Below are 16,924 nucleotides of genomic sequence, written 5' to 3' on the forward strand. Positions count from 1 at the left end.
CACTGGGCATGCTGCTGGTGTATCGCTGATCAACCGCCTCTCTTTGCAACGCACCCGCTGGCGGGGTGCCTTGCGCAGCGAAATAAAGGAGGAGGCCGCAGGCCGGGGGACATTCGCGGAGAAAGGTACCCCGTCGGCGGGTACGCGCCCTGAAAAGACCCAAAGTTCAGCTGAGGCCCTAGCCCCACCCGCCCCCACCAGGCGTCTCGACCACGAACACGTCCCCAGGTGCCATCTGCACCTGCCCGATGTGGTCCAGCATCTCGACAGTGCCATCGGCCCGTTCCACGCGGTTGATGCCCACCGCGCCCGCTTCGCCACCCGCTCCGCCGAACGCGCCGTAGAGCCGGCCATTGCTGAGGATCGATGCCGTCATGGGCGCCAGGAAGCGAACGCGCCGCACGCCGCCGTCGCCGCCTCGCCAGCGCCCTGCCCCGCCTGAGCCGGCACGCAAGCGATAGCTGTCGAGCCGCACCGGATAGCGAAACTCCAGCACCTCGGGATCGGTGAGCCGCGAGTTGGTCATGTGGGTCTGCACCACGCTCGTGCCGTCGAAGCCGGGGCCGCCGCCAGAGCCGCCCGAGATCGTTTCGTAGTACTGGTGCTCGCCGTCGCCGAAGGTGAAGTTGTTCATGGTGCACTGGCTTGCCGCCATGACGCCGAGCGCGCCGTAGAGCGCGTTGGTTACGCAGCTCGAGGTTTCGACGTTGCCGGCCACCACCGCGGCCGGCGGCAGCGGGTTGAGCATGCAACCGCTCGGCACGATCACCTCGATGGGCTTGAGGCAGCCCGCGTTGAGCGGAATGTCGTCGTCGACCAGCGTGCGGAATACGTAAAGCACGGCCGCCATGGTGATGGCGCGCGGGGCGTTGAAGTTGTTGAGCAGTTGCCCGCTGGTGCCGGTGAAGTCGACCGTGGCCGAGCGGCGCACGGCATCGACTGTGACGCGCACGCAGATCTGCGCGCCGTTGTCCAGCGGCAGCGTGAACTGGCCGTTCTTCAGCGCCGTGATGACGCGCCGCACCGATTCTTCGGCGTTGTCCTGCACGTGGGCCATGTAGGCGGCCACGGTTTCGCGGCCGAACTGCGCCACCATGGCCTGCAGCTCTTGCACGCCCTTCTCGTTGGCGGCGATCTGTGCGCGCAGATCGGCCAGGTTCTGCTCGATGTTGCGCGACGGATGGGGCCCCCTTCCCAGCAGCGCGCGAAGCTCGGCCTCGCGCAGGCGGCCGCCTTCCACCAGCTTGAAGTTGTCGATCAGCACGCCTTCTTCTTCGATGCTGCTGGAGAACGGCGGCATCGAGCCCGGCGTGATGCCGCCCACGTCGGCGTGGTGGCCGCGCGAAGCGACGTAGAACGAGGGCCGCGCATCGGCTGCCGCCAGGTACACGGGCGTCACCACCGTGATGTCCGGCAGGTGCGTGCCACCGTGGTACGGGTCGTTCAGCACGAAGACGTCGCCGGGCTTCATGCCGGGGTTGCCGTCGATCACGGTCTTGATCGATTCGCTCATCGAGCCCAGGTGCACGGGCATGTGCGGCGCATTGGCGATCAGGTTGCCTTGCACATCGAACAGCGCGCAAGAAAAGTCGAGCCGCTCCTTGATGTTGACCGAGTAGGCAGTGTTCTGCAGCCGCAGGCCCATCTGCTCGGCAATGTTCATGAAGAGGTTGTTGAACACCTCGAGCATCACCGGGTCGGCGCTGGTGCCCATGGCCTGCGTGGCCACGCGCGGCCGCACGCGGTGCAGCTCGATGCCGGCGGCGGTGGCGCGCGCCTGCCAGCCGGGCTCGATCACCGTGGTGGCATTGCGGCCCGCGAGGATGGCGGGGCCGTCGATGCTCGCGCCGGGCTGGAGGGCCGCCTCGTCGAACAGCGCGGCGTCGCGCCAGCCGGCGGCTTTTTCGTCGGCCTCGCAGTACATGCGCACTGCCGCCAGCGGCTCGGGTGCGTACGAAGCTGCATCGGCCAGGGCGGCCGTCGGTGCGCGGCGCTCTCCGGCACCTACGGCTTCGACCGTCACTGCCTCGATGACGAGTGCGCGTTCCGCCATCAGGAAGGCGAAGCGGCGCCGATAGCCGGCTTCGAACTCCTCGCGCATCGCGGCGATGGCCTCGTCGGCAGAACCCGCCATGGGCAACGCGCAGGCCAGCGCCGTGTCGGTGCCTTCGTAGCGAAGCTGCACGCGGTGCACCGCAGCAATGGCCGCATCGGCCACGCCCTGCTCGCGCAGTTCTGCCTTTGCCTGTTCCGCGAGCGTGCGGGCGGCATCGCGCGCCGCCGCCAGCCCCTGCGCATCGAGCCGGCGCTCCAGCGCCAATTCACGCATGGCCAGCTGGTCGGCCAGCCCCATGCCGAAAGCCGAGAGCACGCCCGCCAGCGGATGCAGGTAGACGCTGCGCATGCCCAGCGCGTCGGCCACCAGGCAGGCATGCTGGCCGCCCGCTCCGCCGAAGCACTGCAACGTGTACTGCGTGACGTCGTAGCCGCGCGCCACCGAAATGCGCTTGATGGCATTGGCCATGCTGGCCACGGCGATGCGCAGCGCGCCGCTCGCCACTTCTTCGGCATTTACGGTACGGCCGATGGCCTCCGACATGCGATGCGCCATGGCGTCGAACCCGCGCCGGGCCGCAGCAAGGTCGAGCGGCTCGTCGGCATTCGGGCCGAACACATGCGGAAAGTGGGTGGGCTGGATCTTGCCGAGCAGCACGTTCGCGTCGGTGGTGGTGAGCGGTCCGCCGCGCCGGTAGCTCGCGGGCCCCGGGTTGGCGCCGGCCGATTCCGGCCCCACGCGCAGCCGCGCGCCGTCGAAGGCAATGACCGAGCCGCCGCCCGCTGCCACGGTGTGAATGCTCATCATCGGCGCGCGCATGCGCACGCCGGCCACCTGGGTCTCGAACGAGCGCTCGAACTCGCCGGCATAGTGCGACACGTCGGTGGAGGTGCCGCCCATGTCGAAGCCGATCACGCGCGCATGGCCGGCATCGAGCGCGGTTCGCACCATGCCGACGATGCCGCCCGCGGGGCCCGAGAGAATCGCGTCCTTGCCCTGGAAACGGTCGGCCTGCGTGAGCCCGCCCGAGCTCTGCATGAAGAACAGCGGCACGCCCGGCATCTGCCGCGACACCTGCTCCACGTAGCGCCGGAGAATCGGGCTCAGATAGGCATCGACCACCGTGGTGTCGCCTCGCGGCACCAGCTTCATAAGCGGGCTGGTCTTGTGCGATACCGACACCTGCGTGAAGCCGATCGCCCTCGCGATCCGCTCGGCCGCGAGCTCGTGCGCGGTGTAGCGCCAGCCGTGCATGAAGACGATGGCGCAGGCGCGCAGCCCGGCATCGAAGGCCTCCTGCAGCGATGAGCGCAGCGCGCCTTCATCGAGCGGCTGCACGACGCCGCCTTGCGCATCCATGCGCTCGCCGGCCTCGATCACGCGCTCGTACAGCAACTCGGGCAGCACGATGCGGCGGTCGAACAGGCGGGGCCGCGCCTGCGTGGCAATGCGCAGCGCATCGCGAAAGCCCGCAGTAGTGACCAGCACCGTGGGCTCGCCCTTGCGCTCCAGCAGCGCGTTGGTGGCAACGGTGGTGCCCATCTTCACGCACTCGACGCGCTGGGGGGTCACGGGTTCGCCGGGCTTCAGCTTCAGCAGGCGGCGAATGCCTTCGACGGCGGCATCCTTGTACTGCTCGGGGTTCTCGGACAGCAGCTTGAGCGTGTGCAGGCCGCCTTCGGGGTCGCGGCCGACCAGGTCGGTGAATGTGCCTCCGCGGTCGATCCAGAATTGCCAGCGGGACGGGAGAAGGGAATGCGTGGTCATTGGAAGAAAGAAGGAGTCTTCGCCAAGGGAAAAAGGTAGTTCGGATCAGTTCTGGCGCAGGTCGCGCCCGCGGGTCTCCGGCAGGCACAGCGCCACCACGACAACCATGGCGTAGGCCACCGCGGCGCACACGCCAATGGCCGTGCCAAGCGGAAGATGCATGCGGTCGCTCAACACGCCCACCAGGGCCGGAAAGGTGGCGCCGATGCCGCGCCCGAAGTTGTAGCAAAAACCTTGCCCCGAGCCGCGCAGCTCATTGGGGAACAGCTCGGACAGGAAGGCACCCGCGCCGCTGAAAATGCCCGACATGAAGAAGCCGAGCGGAAAGCCGAGCAGCAGCATCAGGCTGTCGGTAATGGGCAGCAGCGTGTATGCATAGACCAGCGACCCCGCGCCGATGGCGAACAGGATGAAGGCGCGGCGGCGGCCCAGGCGATCTGAGAGATAGGCGCCGCACAGGTAGCCGATGAAGGCGCCGACGATGAACATGAACTGGTACCCGCCTGAACCCAGCACCGTGAGATGCCGCTCGTTCTTCAGGAAGGTCGGCAGCCACACGCCGATGGCGTAGTAGCCGCCCTGCATGCCCGTGAACAGCAGGCTCGCGAGCACGGTGGTGCCCAGCATGCCCGGCTTGAAGATCGCGAGGAAGTTGCCGCTGCGCTCGCCGCGTTCGACGGCCGCGCGGCTTTGCACGTAGATCTCCGGGTCGCGGATCGAGCGGCGGATGAACACGATCAGCACCGCCGGCAGCAGGCCCAGCATGAACATGACGCGCCACGAATACTCAGGCGGCAAGAACGAGAACAGCGCCATCGACACGAGCACCGCCGCGCCCCACCCCACAGCCCAGCTGCTCTGCACCAGGCCTACCGCCTTCCCCCGGTAGGCCGGCCGGATCATCTCGGCAATGAGCACCGAGCCCACTGCCCATTCGCCGCCGAAGCCGAGGCCCTGCAGCGTGCGCGCAATCAGCAGCTGCTCAGGCGTTTGCGCGAGGCCGCAGGCAAAGGTGAAGATCGCGAACACCAGGATGGTGAGCTGCAGGATGCGCACCCGCCCGTACTTGTCGGCCAGGATGCCGGCGCCCCAGCCACCAATGGCCGAGGCCACCAATGTGGCGGTGCCGATCAGCCCCACCTCGGTCTTGCTCATGCCCCACAGCGACAGCAGGATGGGCGTGACCAGCGGCAGCGTGTAGTAGTCGAACGCATCGACCGCATAGCCGCTGAACGACGCGGTGAGCGTGCGTTTTTCGTTCGGGTTGAGCGTGCGCAGCCAGCTGCCTTCGGCTTGTGCGTCGGCGGCCGTCTGCGCGGCGTCGAGGGTGGTCTTCATCGGTTGTCTCCAGGTATGAAATTTGGGGAAGGAACAGCGGCCTAGAACGCAGCCAGTCGGTGATGCAGCAGGTCGGTCACGAGCATCGAGCCCGGCGCATGCGTGATGGCGAACGGCAGCCTGGCGGCGGCCAGCGCGGCCTGGGGCGTGACGCCGCAGGCCCAGAACACGGGAAGTTCGTCGGGCATGACCTCGACTGCATCGCCGTAGTCGGGATCGGCAATCGACCGGATGCCGATCAGCGCCGGATCGCCGATGTGCACCGGCGCGCCGTGCACCGCCGGAAAGCGCGACGTGATCTGCACCGCACGAATGGCGTCGGCCGCCCGCAGCGGACGCATCGACACCACCATCGGCCCATGGAACAGGCCCGCCGGCGCGGTGGCCACCGACGTGCGGTACATCGCCACGTTGCGGCCCTGCTCCACATGGCGCAGCACAATGCCCTCGGCCATCAGCGCGTGCTCGAAGGTGAAGGAGCAACCGATGACAAAGCTCACCATGTCGTCGTTCCAGAGGGCGCGCACGTCGGTGGGCTCGTCGACCATCACACCGTCCCGCCACACGCGGTAGCGCGGCAGGTCGGTGCGAATGTCGATGTCCTCGCCGAGCGCCGGCAACGCGGGGTCACCGGCTTCGGACACGCCGAGCAACGGGCACGGCTTGGGGTTGGCCTGGCAAAAGCGCAGGAAGTCGGCGGCGTGCGCTTTCGGCAGGATCACGAGGTTGCCTTGCACATGGGCACTGGCCAGCCCACTGGTGTGGGCGGCCAGTGCGCCGCTGCGGCAGGCCTGGCGCACAGCCAGCGCGCTGCTCGCCGCGCCGGGTTGTTCTACGAAGGATTGGCGGTTCGACATTTGGCGTTTTCGATGCCGGATGCATCGCTGTGGTGTGATTCGACGGATTGTGGGAATCCGCGCTCACGAACGCCAACGCAAAGTTTCTCGCTCAGCTCATCGATTTTTTCGATGACCCTTGGCGGTGCGAAGCGTGCACCACGGCGGAGCCGAGCGCGGCCTCGGGCAGCGGAGAAGACGGGTCGTCGCGGTAGCTCGCGTAGATGGGCAGCGGCTCCAGCGTGTCGTCGCACGGCAGCACCCGCAGCGGCAGGCGTCGCGCCAGCGGCTCGACCACCGCACGAGGCAGCGTCGCCACGCCAAAGCCCGCCTCCACCAGCTGCGCCATCGCCGAGATCGACGAGATCGCGTGCACACGCGGCGGCGGGCTGCCGGCATCGCGAAACAGCTCGAGCAGCGCCACATGCGGCTGCGAGCCTCGCTGAAATGTCAGCAGGTCGAGCGAAAGCAGGTCCGGCAATCGGTAGCGCCGCTTCAGGTGCAGCTCGCGGTGGCCGACAAAGCACATGGGCATGGGCGGCACGGCGCGGGTTCGCACGCCGTCGCCGGCGGCGGGCAGCGCGGCAAACACCAGGTCCTGCTTGCCGCGCTGCAACTGGTCGACCAGCACCGGCGTGGTTTCGACGGTGAGCTCCAGCTCGAAGTCCGGATGCGTCGCCTGCATGTGCTTGAGCCACCCGGTGAGCCAGCTGTGCACCACCGACTCGATGGCGCCCACGCGCAGCACGGCCTCGCGCACGGCGCCCGAGCCCATTTCGGCCTTGATGTGCATCTGCATCTCGAGCAGCTTCTGCGCAAAGGCGTGAAAGCGCTGCCCCGCCACCGTGAGTCGAAACTGCTTGTCGCGCCGGTCGAGCAGCAGCACGCCCAGCTCGCGCTCGAGCGCGGCAATGCGGCTGGAGAGCGCCGATTGAGTGAGGTGCAGCTTCTCGGCCGCACGGGTGACGCTCTTGAGCGCGACGGCCCAGTGAAAGGCTTCAACGAATCGCAGGTTCATCGTTTTCCGGTCGCCCGGTTCCTTGATTGCGCGAGCCGCGAGTGTCGCCTGAGCGGCCCGTTCCGCTGCGCTATGCTCGTTGCGAAGGAGACAAGACAACCATGCAGATCGTCATTACCGGCGGCGCCGGCTTCGTTGGCGCCCGCCTTGCCCGCACACTGCTGAAGCAGGGGCGCCTTTCGCTTGCCGGCGCCCTGGCGCGCGACATTTCCCGCATCACGCTGGTCGACCGCGTCGCGCCGCCAGCCGACCTTGCGGCCGACCCACGCATTGCCGCCGCGCTCGGCGACCTGAACGAGCAACTGGCTTCGCCCGATGCGGCGCTCTGGCGCGAAGCCGACGCCATCTTTCACCTGGCCGCTGCAGTGAGCGGCGAATGCGAGGCCGATTTCGATCTGGGCATGCGCAGCAACTTCGCAGCCACGCACGCCCTGCTCGACAAGGCGCGCGCCGTGGGCACCCGGCCGCTGGTGGTGTTTGCCAGCTCGCTCGCAGTGTTTGGCGATTCACCCGAGCAGCCCCTGCCGCCGGTGATCGAAGACCACACGCTGCCCACTCCGCAGACCAGCTACGGCATCCAGAAGTTCATCGGCGAGCAGCTGGTGGCCGATTACACGCGCAAGGGCTTCATCCGCGGGCGCAGCGTGCGCCTGATGACCGTGAGCGTGCGCCCCGGCAAGCCCAACGGCGCAGCGTCGGGCTTTTTCAGCGGCATGATCCGCGAGCCGCTCGCGGGCATTCGCGCCGCCTGCCCGGTGCCCGACGAAACACCGGTGGCCATCGCCTCGCCGGCCCGCACCGTCGAAGGTATCATCCGCGCCGCAGAGGCAAGCGACGCCGAATGGGGCCCGCGCACCGCGCTGAACCTGCCTTCGCTTTCCACCACGGTGGGCGAGATGGCTGCCGCGCTCGAGCGCGTGGCCGGCCAGGCCGCCACCGCCCTGCTCGACCGCACACCAGATCCGGCCATCCAGCGCATCGTGAAAACCTGGCCCGGACGCATCGAAACCGCCCGCGCCAAACGCCTGGGACTCTCGGCGGACGCCGATTTCGAAGTAGTTATTCGTGATTACGTCCGTGAAAATCCCGACGCGGTGAAGCTCCCTGTTACGGCATAGTCGGCGGCTGCCCGCGGAGTTTGCTTTTTTCGCTTTTTCTTCGCGCCTTCTTTTCTCTGGAGACAACACAATGAAATTGACCCGACTGGCCGCCGGCCTGGTTCTGGGCATGTGCATGGCGTGCGCCGCCTTCGCGCAGACCACCATGAAAATCAGCATTTCGACCGCGCAGAACTCGCACCAGGGTGTTGCGATCGACGTCTTTGCGAAGGAAGTCGAAAAGCGCACCGGCGGACGCTACAAGGTCCAGACCTTCTACAACGGCTCCTTGGGCGGCGAACGCGAGTCGATCGAAGCCGTGCAGCTCGGTACGCAAGAGCTGGCTTTCTCCTCGACCGGCCCGGTGCCGAATTTTGTGCCCGAGACAAAAATCCTCGACGTGCCCTTCCTGTTCCGCGACAAGGCCCATGCGCGCGCCGTGCTCGACGGCCCGATCGGCCAGGACCTGCTGACCAAGTTCGACGCCAAGGGTTTCAAGGCGCTGGCCTGGGCCGAAAACGGCTTCCGCCACATGACCAACAGCAAGCGCGACGTGAAGGCGCCGGAAGACCTCAAGGGCCTGAAGATGCGCACCATGGAAAACCCGGTGCACATTGCGGCCTACAAGACCTTCGGGATCGTCACCACGCCGATGGCCTTCCCCGAAGTGTTCACCGCCTTGCAGCAGGGCACGGTCGACGGCCAGGAGAACCCGCTGTCGGTGATCATCTCGGCCAAGTTCGACCAGGTGCAAAAGCACCTTTCGCTCACCGGGCACGTCTACTCGCCGTGCATCTTCGTAATGAACAAGGCAACCTTCGACAAGCTCAGCGCGGCTGACAAGCAGGCCTTCCTCGACGCTGCGAAAGAAGGCACCAAGGCCAATCGCGCACGCGTGGACGAAGACGACGCCAAGGGCGTGGCCGACTTGCGCGCCAAGGGCATGACGGTGATCGACAACATCGACAAGACCAAGTTCGTCACCGCCCTGGGGCCGGTAAATGCCCAGTTCGAAAAGGACTTCGGCAAGGCCAACCTCGACAAGATCCGCGAGTTCAAGTGAATTCGGTGGTGCTATCTCTTCGATAGCATCGGTGCCCGCTCAGTTCGATCTGGCGGGCTTTTTTGTTTTCAACATCACGACTGCAGATGAAAGAACGATTTCTTGGCATCGAGCGCTGGACGACCGGCTTCTCGATGATTGCCGCCTGCGTGATGCTGGTCATCGCCTCCGGCTTGGGCGTGTTCCAGATCATCACGCGCTTTGTGCTCGAGCAGCCCGCCGAATGGAGCGAAATCCTGATCCGCATGAGCCTGATCTGGATGGTGTTCCTCGGCATTCCGATGGCGTTTCGCCAAGGGGCGATGGTGAGCGTGGATGTGCTCTACCGCTGGAGCCCGCCGCGCGTCAAGCGCGTGCTCGACGCCGTGGTGAGCCTTGCGGCATTGGCGCTGATGCTGGTCATTCTGTGGTGGGGCTGGGACTACGCCATGCGCGGCCGCGTGCAATCGATGGCCGGGCTCGAAAGCGTGTCGATGATGTGGTCTTACCTGGCGCTGCCGGTCGGTTCCGTTTTCTGCCTGTTCGGCATCGTTGGTAATTTTCTCGATCCCAAGCGGCTCGAACTGGAGACCGCGCAATGACCCCCGTGATGGTTGCAACGATGGTGCTGTGTTTTGCACTGTCGGTTTCAGTGGCGGTGTCCATCGGGCTCGCATCGATCCTGGGTATCCAGGTGGCCAACGTCAACATGCTCATCTCCGTGAAGGAGATGTTCAATTCGATCAACAAGTTTCCGCTCGCGGCCATTCCGTTCTTCATCCTGGCCGGCAACCTGATGGAAACCGGCGGCATCTCGCGCCGGCTGGTCGAATTTGCCAAGAGCATCGTGGGCGGTGTGCAGGGCGGCCTCCCCATGACCTGCGTGCTCACTTGCATGATTTTCGCGGCAGTGTCGGGCTCGTCGGTGGCCACCACCTTTGCCATTGGCGCCATTCTTATTCCTGCGCTCATCAAGCACGGCTATCCCACCGCGTACGCGGCCGCACTGCAGGCCACGAGCGCCGAGCTGGGCGTGATCATTCCGCCCTCCATTCCGATGATTCTCTACGGCGTGAGCGCCGAGGTGTCCATCGGCGAGCTGTTCATTGCAGGCTTCGGCCCCGGCATTCTCATCAGCCTGGCGCTGATGCTGTTCGTCTGGGCGTTTTGCAAATGGAAGGGCTGGGGCAAGAACGACGGCGACGGCCGCATGCCTTTCGGCAAGGCGACGTGGCAGGCCGGCTGGGCGCTGCTGATGCCAGTGATCATCCTGGGCGGCATCTACGGCGGCATCTTCACGCCGACGGAGGCCTCGGCGGTGGCGGTGTTCTATGCGCTGGTGGTTGGCGTGGTGATCTACCGCGAGATCAAGCTACAGGACCTGTACCTCATCCTGCGCAAGTCGGTGCTGTCGTCGGCGGTGATCATGTTCATCATTGCCAATGCGGGCCTGTTCGCCTTCCTGATCACGCGTGCGGGCGTGCCCGACGCCATCGGCCACTGGCTGCAGGAGGTACTGAAGTCGCCCACCATGTTCCTCTTGGGCGTGAACGCTGCGCTGTTCATCATCGGCATGTTCATCGAGACCAGCGCGGCCATCATCGTGCTCGCGCCCATCCTGGCGCCGGTGGCGGTGCACTTCGGTGTCGACCCGGTCCACTTCGGGCTGATCATGGTGGTGAACCTCGCGCTCGGCATGATCACTCCGCCCTTCGGCGTGAACCTGTTTGCGGCGTGCACGGTGGCCCGCATCTCGCTCGACCGGATCGTGAAATACCTGATTCCTTTCGTGCTGGTGATCCTGGCCTGCCTGATGGTGATTACCTACGTGCCGTGGATATCGCTGGCGCTGCGCGACCTGGTGTACGCCAAGTAAGCGGCAGCGGGAAACCAGGGACAAAAAACGGGCAGCCTTTGCAGGCTGCCTTTTTTTTATGCGGCAAATGCCCCTGTAAGGCAAACGTTTCACAAAGATGTCACCAGCCGCAACGATGCTGCAGACTTCGATTCCGAAAGCTGTGGCGCCATGTTTCCCACCAAGACCGACAAGGCACGCGACGAACTCCAAGGCGGGCAGCGCACGCTGAGCCAGCGTGAGCGCGCATTGCTGCTGATGGCCGACGGCCGGCGTTCGCTGACCGATTTCAGCCCGCTGTTCGCAAGCCGCGACGAAGCCGAACAGACACTGCGGGCGCTGATGAACCGCGGCTACCTGCACGACGCGCAGCCCGCCCAGCAGAAAGCCGTCGCACCAGGCCCGGCGCCCGCGGTGGAGCCCATTCGCGTTGCGGCAACTTCGACCGACAACTTCGACGGCAAGCGCTCCCTGGCCACCACGCGCATGTTCCTGTTCGACATCTGCGAGCGCATGTTCGTGCGCCGCGACCCCAAGTTTGCGCAGCAGATGCGCGATGCGCTGCGCGAAGCCCGCGACCGCGACGCCATGCTGACGATTGCCGCGCTCATGCTGACGGAAGTTGAAAAAGCCGCCGGGGCCGAACGGGCCGAATCCCTGCGCGAGCGTATCGAAAGGTTGCTGCCCCCCGCTTCGGAAACCGTGCACTGAGGCTTTGCGCGATCCACTACACTCGGCGGGGTCAGGAGAGAGCTTCGCCACGCGAGGCCGCCGAAGGCGCAGGGGTTTCCCGAACGCTCAGGCAAAAGGACTGACAAGGCGCTGGCGCATGCCGGCGTTTCCTTGCTGGAGAGAGGCCCTTGCACCTAGACGATGCGGCGGCCCACCGAAGGAGCAAACCCCGATCGTGGGGCGAATCTCTCAGGTAAAGCGGACAGCAGGGGTGGCCCATGGCTCGCGCCATGGAACTCGACTGCCCCTTTGGAGTGCCCCGTGGCCGCTTCCGCTTCATCATCCGACGCCCCATTGCTCAAGACGCCCCTGCACGACCTGCATGTGGAACTGGGTGCCCGCATGGTGCCCTTTGCCGGCTATTCCATGCCGGTGCAATACCCTGCCGGCCTGATGGCCGAGCACAAGCACACGCGCGACGCGGCCGGCCTGTTCGACATTTCCCACATGGGCCAGTTGCGCCTGGTGGGGCCAGACGCCGCCGCCGCGTTCGAAACCCTGATGCCCGTCGACGTGATCGACCTGGCGCCCGGCAAGCAGCGCTACGGGCTGCTGCTGAACGACGACGGCGGCATCCTCGACGACCTGATGTTCTTCAACGAGGGCCATGGCTCGATCTTCGTGATCGTGAACGGCGCCTGCAAGGTGGCCGACCTGGCCCACATCCAGCAGAAGATCGGCGAGCGCTGCGACGTGCAACCCATGCCCGACCACGCGCTGCTCGCGCTGCAAGGCCCCCAGGCCGCCGCGGCGCTGGCCCGCTTGTCTCCGGGCATCGAGCGCTTTGTGTTCATGACCGGCGGCACCGTACAGATCGGCGGCATTCCGGCCTTTGCAACGCGCAGCGGCTACACCGGCGAAGACGGCTTCGAGATTTCGGTGGCCGGCCAGGATGCCGACGCCCTCGCCCGCCTGCTGCTCGCGCAGCCCGAGGTCAAGCCCATTGGCCTGGGCGCGCGCAATTCACTGCGGCTCGAGGCCGGGCTCTGCCTCTACGGCAACGACATCGACACCACCACCACGCCCGTCGAGGCCTCGCTCAACTGGGCGATCCAGAAGGTGCGCCGCGCGGGCGGCGCGCGCGAAGGCGGTTTTCCGGGTACGGCCAAGGTGCTGGCGCAATTGGCCGCCGCCACGGCCGGCGCCGCGGGCCGCACGGACCACGACACCCTGAAGCGCAAGCGCGTCGGCCTTGTGGCGCTGGAACGCATTCCGGTACGCGACGGCACGTTGCTGCAATCTTTCGAAGGCCAGGACATCGGCATCGTCACCAGCGGCCTGCTCGGCCCAACGGCCGACCGCCCCGTTGCCATGGGCTATGTGGCCACTGCGTTTTCAGAACCCGGCACGCGCGTGCAGGCCATCGTGCGCGGCAAGCCGGTGCCGATGGAAGTCTCGACCCTGCCCTTCGTGCCCGCCCGCTACTACCGCGGCTAGGCTCTGCGCTTCCTGAACCAGTCATTTTTTCCACGAGGAGTTTTTCATCATGAGCATCAAGTACACCAAGGACCATGAATGGGTTTCGGCCGAAGGCGGCGCGGCCACTGTCGGCATTACCGTTCACGCGCAGGACGCGCTGGGCGATGTGGTCTTTGTCGATCTGCCCGAAGTGGGCAAGACCTTTGCGCAAGGTGAAGTGGCAGGTGTCGTCGAATCGGTCAAGGCCGCGGCCGACGTGTTCATGCCCGTGTCGGGCGAGATCACCGAAGTGAACGAAGCCCTGCGCGCCGACCCTTCGCTCGCCAACACCGATCCGCTGGCCGCCGGCTGGTTCTTCAAGGTCAAGCTCAGCGATCCGGCGCAGCTCGACGCGCTGCTCGACGCCGCCACCTACGACAAGTTCGCCGCCGAATCCTGAGCCGCCGGGTTCTTCAGCCGCCCTTCCTCATTCCCCGAGCCTTTACCGCCATGCCGATTCCCGCCCAGCCTTCCCTGCAACAACTAGAGAACGCCGAAGAATTTCTCGCCCGCCACATCGGCATCGATGCGGAAGACGAAGCGCGCATGCTGCCGGTGATCGGCTCGGAAACGCGGGCGGAGCTCATCGACGGCATCGTGCCCGCGGCCATTCGCCGCGCCAAGCCGATGCGTCTGCCCGCGCCGGTGACCGAGGCGGACGCGCTGGCCGAGCTGAAGGCCATCGCGGCGAAGAACAAGGTGTTCAAGAGCTTCATCGGCCAGGGCTACTACGGCACGCACACGCCGGGCGTCATCTTGCGCAACGTGCTCGAAAACCCCGCCTGGTACACCGCCTACACGCCCTACCAGGCCGAAATTTCGCAGGGCCGCATGGAAGCCCTGCTCAACTTCCAGACGATGGTGTGCGACCTGACGGGCATGGCCATCGCCAACGCCTCGATGCTCGACGAAGCCACCGCCGCGGCCGAGGCCATGACGCTCGCCAAGCGCAGCGTAAAGAGCAAGAGCAACGTGTTCCTGGTGTCGGGCGACTGCCATCCGCAGACCATCGAGGTCATCAAGACGCGCGCCGCGCCGCTGGGCATCGAGGTGAAGGTGAGCACCGTCTCCGAGACGCTGCCGCACCTGATGGCGAGCTGCGAGTTCTTTGGCGTGCTTGCGCAGTACCCCGCCACCACCGGCCACGTGCACGACCTGCGCCCGCTCGCAGGCCATGCGCACCAGTGCGATGCCGCCTTCTGCGTGGCCGCCGATCTGCTCGCGCTCACCCTGCTCGCGCCGCCGGGCGAATGGGACGCGGACATCGTCTGCGGCACCACGCAGCGCTTCGGCATGCCGCTGTGCAACGGCGGCCCGCACGCCGCCTACCTGGCTTGCCGCGACGAGTTCAAGCGCTCGCTGCCGGGCCGGCTCGTCGGTGTGAGCGTCGACACCCACGGCCAGCCCGCCTATCGCCTTGCGCTGCAGACGCGCGAGCAGCACATCCGCCGCGAGAAAGCCACATCGAACATCTGCACCGCGCAGGTGCTGCCGGCCGTTGTGGCCAGCATGTACGCCGTGTACCACGGGCCGGATGGCCTGACGCGCATAGCGCAGCGCGTCGCCGCGCTCACCGCCATCCTTGCGCAGGGCCTGGCGCAAATGGGCCGCGAGCCGCTCAACACCACGGCGTTCGATTCGCTGACCATCCGCACCGGAGAAGACACGCCGAAGATCATCGAGCGCGCCACCGCGGCAGGCGTCAACCTGCGCCAGCGGCTGCAGCAGCACCTGGGCATTTCGCTCGACGAAACCACCACGCGCGCCGACATCGAAACGCTCTGGGCCCTGTTCGTGCCGGCCGGCACGGCCATGCCGCGCTTCGACGACCTGGCCAACACCGCGCCGCGCCTGCCCGAAGACCTGCGCCGCACCAGCGCCTTTCTCACGCACCCGGTGTTCAACACGCACAAGAGCGAAACCGCGATGCTGCGCTACATCCGCAGCCTCTCGGACAAGGACCTGGCGCTCGACCGCAGCATGATTCCGCTCGGCAGCTGCACGATGAAGCTCAACGCGACCAGCGAGATGATCCCCATCACCTGGCCCGAGTTCGCGAACATCCACCCCTTTGCGCCCGCAGAGCAGCAGCAAGGCTATGCGCAACTCGACGCGCAGCTGCGCGCATGGCTCTGCGAAGCCACCGGCTACGCGGGCATCAGCCTGCAGCCCAATGCCGGCTCGCAGGGCGAATACGCGGGCCTGCTGGCGATCAAGTCCTTCCATGAAGCCAAGGGCCAGGGCCATCGCAACATCTGCCTGATTCCCTCGTCGGCACATGGCACCAACCCGGCAAGCGCGCAAATGGTCGGCCTGCAGGTGGTGGTGACGGCGTGCGATGCGCAGGGCAACGTCGACATGGACGACCTGAAGCGCGCCTGCGAAAAGCACAGCGACAAGCTGGCGGCGGTGATGATTACCTACCCCAGCACGCACGGCGTGTTCGAAACCCGCGTGAAGGAGCTCTGCGAACTGGTGCACGAGCACGGCGGCCGCGTGTATGTCGATGGCGCCAACATGAACGCGCTGGTCGGCGTGGCCGCGCCGGGCGAATTTGGCGGCGACGTGAGCCACCTGAACCTGCACAAGACCTTCTGCATTCCGCACGGCGGCGGCGGACCGGGCGTGGGCCCGGTGTGCGTGGTCGAAGACCTTGTGCCGTACCTCCCGGGCCATGCGACGGCCGGCATTGCATCGAACGGCGTCGGTGCCGTTTCCGCGGCGCCGCTGGGCAATGCGGCCGTGCTGCCGATCAGCTGGATGTACTGCCGCATGATGGGCGCCAAGGGCCTGCAGGCCGCAACCGAAACCGCCATCTTGAGCGCCAACTACATCAGCGCGCGCCTGAAGGACCACTACCCCACGCTGTACGCAAGTCCCAACGGCCACGTTGCGCACGAGTGCATCCTGGATCTGCGCCCGCTCAAGGACACCAGCGGCGTGACCGCCGAAGACGTGGCCAAGCGCCTGATCGACTACGGCTTTCATGCGCCGACGCTGAGTTTTCCGGTGCCGGGCACGTTGATGGTCGAGCCGACCGAGAGCGAGCCGCTGGCCGAGCTGGACCGCTTCGTCGACGCGATGATCGCCATTCGCGGCGAGATCCGCCGCGTGGAAGAAGGCGTCTGGCCCAAGGACGACAACCCGCTGAAGCACGCGCCTCACACCGCCGCGAGCCTGCTCGGCGCCGAATGGTCGCACCCCTACTCGCGTGAGCTCGGCGCGTTTCCGCTGGCCGAACTCAAGCAGGCCAAGTACTGGCCGCCCATCGGCCGGGTCGACAACGTGTACGGTGACCGCAACCTGTTCTGCAGCTGCGTGCCGGTGGGCGAATACCAGGAAACCGAAGAGGCCTGATCAGGGGGGCAGGTGCGGCGGTATGGCGTTGCCGTGCCGCCGTTCTTCGTTCAGCCTTCGCGCCGGTACATCGCCCATTTCACGGTGAGGATGTCCGCCGCGATCTTCGCGGCGTTAACGCCCGCATAAGGGACCGACGGGTCGAATTCGAAGGCTTCCTGGTAGCGCTTGATGTGCGCGTAGTCCCGGTCGAAGGTCATCGGTCCCATGAGGTCTGCTGGGTCGGTGCCGGTGGGCAGCGCCAGAAACTTCTCGGGATCGGTAGCACTCTGGTAGAGGTCGACGCTCATCAGGTTCATACGGTTGTCCTCGGAATCTTGAGGACAAATCATCCACGGCATCCGCAAGGCGCGCAATCGGCCCGCGCC

General features: G+C 66.3%; 13 protein-coding genes and 2 riboswitches. Of the genes, 8 read left to right on the forward strand and 5 right to left on the reverse strand.

Annotated features, from left to right (window positions below; all coding sequences use genetic code 11):
• Nucleotides 1-178: 178 nt before the first annotated feature.
• The 4 genes from GOQ09_RS16880 to GOQ09_RS16895 all read right to left on the reverse strand — a co-directional run bounded on the left by GOQ09_RS16880 (nt 179) and on the right by GOQ09_RS16895 (nt 7,015).
• Nucleotides 179-3,823, reverse strand: a complete 3,645-nt coding sequence (locus GOQ09_RS16880; RefSeq protein ID WP_157614562.1) for a hydantoinase B/oxoprolinase family protein — start codon at nt 3,821-3,823, stop codon at nt 179-181.
• A gap of 45 nt (nt 3,824-3,868) precedes the next feature.
• Entirely contained in the window at nt 3,869-5,161 is a 1,293-nt protein-coding gene (locus GOQ09_RS16885) for an MFS transporter (RefSeq protein WP_157614563.1), read from the reverse strand.
• A gap of 41 nt (nt 5,162-5,202) precedes the next feature.
• Nucleotides 5,203-6,018 carry a putative hydro-lyase gene (locus tag GOQ09_RS16890; RefSeq protein ID WP_157614564.1) on the reverse strand — a complete coding sequence of 272 codons (816 nt, stop codon included), beginning with the start codon at nt 6,016-6,018 and terminating at the stop codon, nt 5,203-5,205.
• Nucleotides 6,019-6,109: 91 nt separating this feature from the next.
• Nucleotides 6,110-7,015, reverse strand: coding sequence for a LysR family transcriptional regulator (locus GOQ09_RS16895; RefSeq protein ID WP_157614565.1), 906 nt, complete (start codon nt 7,013-7,015; stop codon nt 6,110-6,112).
• A gap of 101 nt (nt 7,016-7,116) precedes the next feature.
• Here GOQ09_RS16895 and denD point away from each other — a divergent pair, with 101 nt between their 5' ends.
• The 8 genes from denD (at nt 7,117) to gcvP (ending at nt 16,556) form a co-directional block, all read left to right on the forward strand.
• Nucleotides 7,117-8,133, forward strand: a complete 1,017-nt coding sequence (gene denD, locus GOQ09_RS16900; protein ID WP_157614566.1) for a D-erythronate dehydrogenase — start codon at nt 7,117-7,119, stop codon at nt 8,131-8,133.
• 70 nt (nt 8,134-8,203) lie between these two features.
• On the forward strand, nt 8,204-9,175 hold the full coding sequence (locus GOQ09_RS16905; RefSeq protein WP_157614567.1) for a TRAP transporter substrate-binding protein: 972 nt from the start codon (nt 8,204-8,206) through the stop codon (nt 9,173-9,175).
• 86 nt (nt 9,176-9,261) lie between these two features.
• Nucleotides 9,262-9,756, forward strand: a complete 495-nt coding sequence (locus tag GOQ09_RS16910) for a TRAP transporter small permease (RefSeq protein WP_157614568.1) — start codon at nt 9,262-9,264, stop codon at nt 9,754-9,756.
• Nucleotides 9,753-11,030: a TRAP transporter large permease gene (locus GOQ09_RS16915; RefSeq protein WP_157614569.1), complete on the forward strand. Its 1,278-nt coding sequence runs from the start codon at nt 9,753-9,755 to the stop codon at nt 11,028-11,030. Before GOQ09_RS16910 ends, GOQ09_RS16915 begins: the two co-directional genes overlap by 4 nt.
• A gap of 150 nt (nt 11,031-11,180) precedes the next feature.
• Nucleotides 11,181-11,720: a hypothetical protein gene (locus GOQ09_RS16920; RefSeq protein WP_157614570.1), complete on the forward strand. Its 540-nt coding sequence runs from the start codon at nt 11,181-11,183 to the stop codon at nt 11,718-11,720.
• A 22-nt stretch (nt 11,721-11,742) separates the two neighbouring features.
• Nucleotides 11,743-11,833, forward strand: a riboswitch (glycine riboswitch).
• Nucleotides 11,834-11,845: 12 nt separating this feature from the next.
• Nucleotides 11,846-11,957, forward strand: a riboswitch (glycine riboswitch).
• 126 nt (nt 11,958-12,083) lie between these two features.
• Nucleotides 12,084-13,178, forward strand: a complete 1,095-nt coding sequence (gene gcvT, locus GOQ09_RS16925; RefSeq protein WP_242631140.1) for a glycine cleavage system aminomethyltransferase GcvT — start codon at nt 12,084-12,086, stop codon at nt 13,176-13,178.
• Nucleotides 13,179-13,227: 49 nt separating this feature from the next.
• Nucleotides 13,228-13,599 carry a glycine cleavage system protein GcvH gene (gcvH, locus tag GOQ09_RS16930; protein ID WP_157614572.1) on the forward strand — a complete coding sequence of 124 codons (372 nt, stop codon included), beginning with the start codon at nt 13,228-13,230 and terminating at the stop codon, nt 13,597-13,599.
• A gap of 50 nt (nt 13,600-13,649) precedes the next feature.
• Entirely contained in the window at nt 13,650-16,556 is a 2,907-nt protein-coding gene (gene gcvP / locus GOQ09_RS16935) for an aminomethyl-transferring glycine dehydrogenase (protein ID WP_157614573.1), read from the forward strand.
• Nucleotides 16,557-16,606: 50 nt separating this feature from the next.
• Here gcvP and GOQ09_RS16940 read toward each other — a convergent pair whose 3' ends face one another.
• Nucleotides 16,607-16,855: a hypothetical protein gene (locus tag GOQ09_RS16940; RefSeq protein WP_157614574.1), complete on the reverse strand. Its 249-nt coding sequence runs from the start codon at nt 16,853-16,855 to the stop codon at nt 16,607-16,609.
• Between the last annotated feature and the right edge of the window lie 69 nt (nt 16,856-16,924).

This window comes from Variovorax paradoxus (assembly GCF_009755665.1).
Lineage (GTDB): Bacteria > Pseudomonadota > Gammaproteobacteria > Burkholderiales > Burkholderiaceae_C > Variovorax > Variovorax paradoxus_G.

Bases quoted from the DNA above. Each gene is read 5' to 3' on its own strand.
- GOQ09_RS16880 (WP_157614562.1), bottom strand. From the start codon at position 3,823: ATGACCACGCATTCCCTTCTCCCGTCCCGCTGGCAATTCTGGATCGAC.
- GOQ09_RS16885 (WP_157614563.1), bottom strand. From the start codon at position 5,161: ATGAAGACCACCCTCGACGCCGCGCAGACGGCCGCCGACGCACAAGCC.
- GOQ09_RS16890 (WP_157614564.1), bottom strand. From the start codon at position 6,018: ATGTCGAACCGCCAATCCTTCGTAGAACAACCCGGCGCGGCGAGCAGC.
- GOQ09_RS16895 (WP_157614565.1), bottom strand. From the start codon at position 7,015: ATGAACCTGCGATTCGTTGAAGCCTTTCACTGGGCCGTCGCGCTCAAG.
- denD (WP_157614566.1), top strand. From the start codon at position 7,117: ATGCAGATCGTCATTACCGGCGGCGCCGGCTTCGTTGGCGCCCGCCTT.
- GOQ09_RS16905 (WP_157614567.1), top strand. From the start codon at position 8,204: ATGAAATTGACCCGACTGGCCGCCGGCCTGGTTCTGGGCATGTGCATG.
- GOQ09_RS16910 (WP_157614568.1), top strand. From the start codon at position 9,262: ATGAAAGAACGATTTCTTGGCATCGAGCGCTGGACGACCGGCTTCTCG.
- GOQ09_RS16915 (WP_157614569.1), top strand. From the start codon at position 9,753: ATGACCCCCGTGATGGTTGCAACGATGGTGCTGTGTTTTGCACTGTCG.
- GOQ09_RS16920 (WP_157614570.1), top strand. From the start codon at position 11,181: ATGTTTCCCACCAAGACCGACAAGGCACGCGACGAACTCCAAGGCGGG.
- gcvT (WP_242631140.1), top strand. From the start codon at position 12,084: ATGGTGCCCTTTGCCGGCTATTCCATGCCGGTGCAATACCCTGCCGGC.
- gcvH (WP_157614572.1), top strand. From the start codon at position 13,228: ATGAGCATCAAGTACACCAAGGACCATGAATGGGTTTCGGCCGAAGGC.
- gcvP (WP_157614573.1), top strand. From the start codon at position 13,650: ATGCCGATTCCCGCCCAGCCTTCCCTGCAACAACTAGAGAACGCCGAA.
- GOQ09_RS16940 (WP_157614574.1), bottom strand. From the start codon at position 16,855: ATGAACCTGATGAGCGTCGACCTCTACCAGAGTGCTACCGATCCCGAG.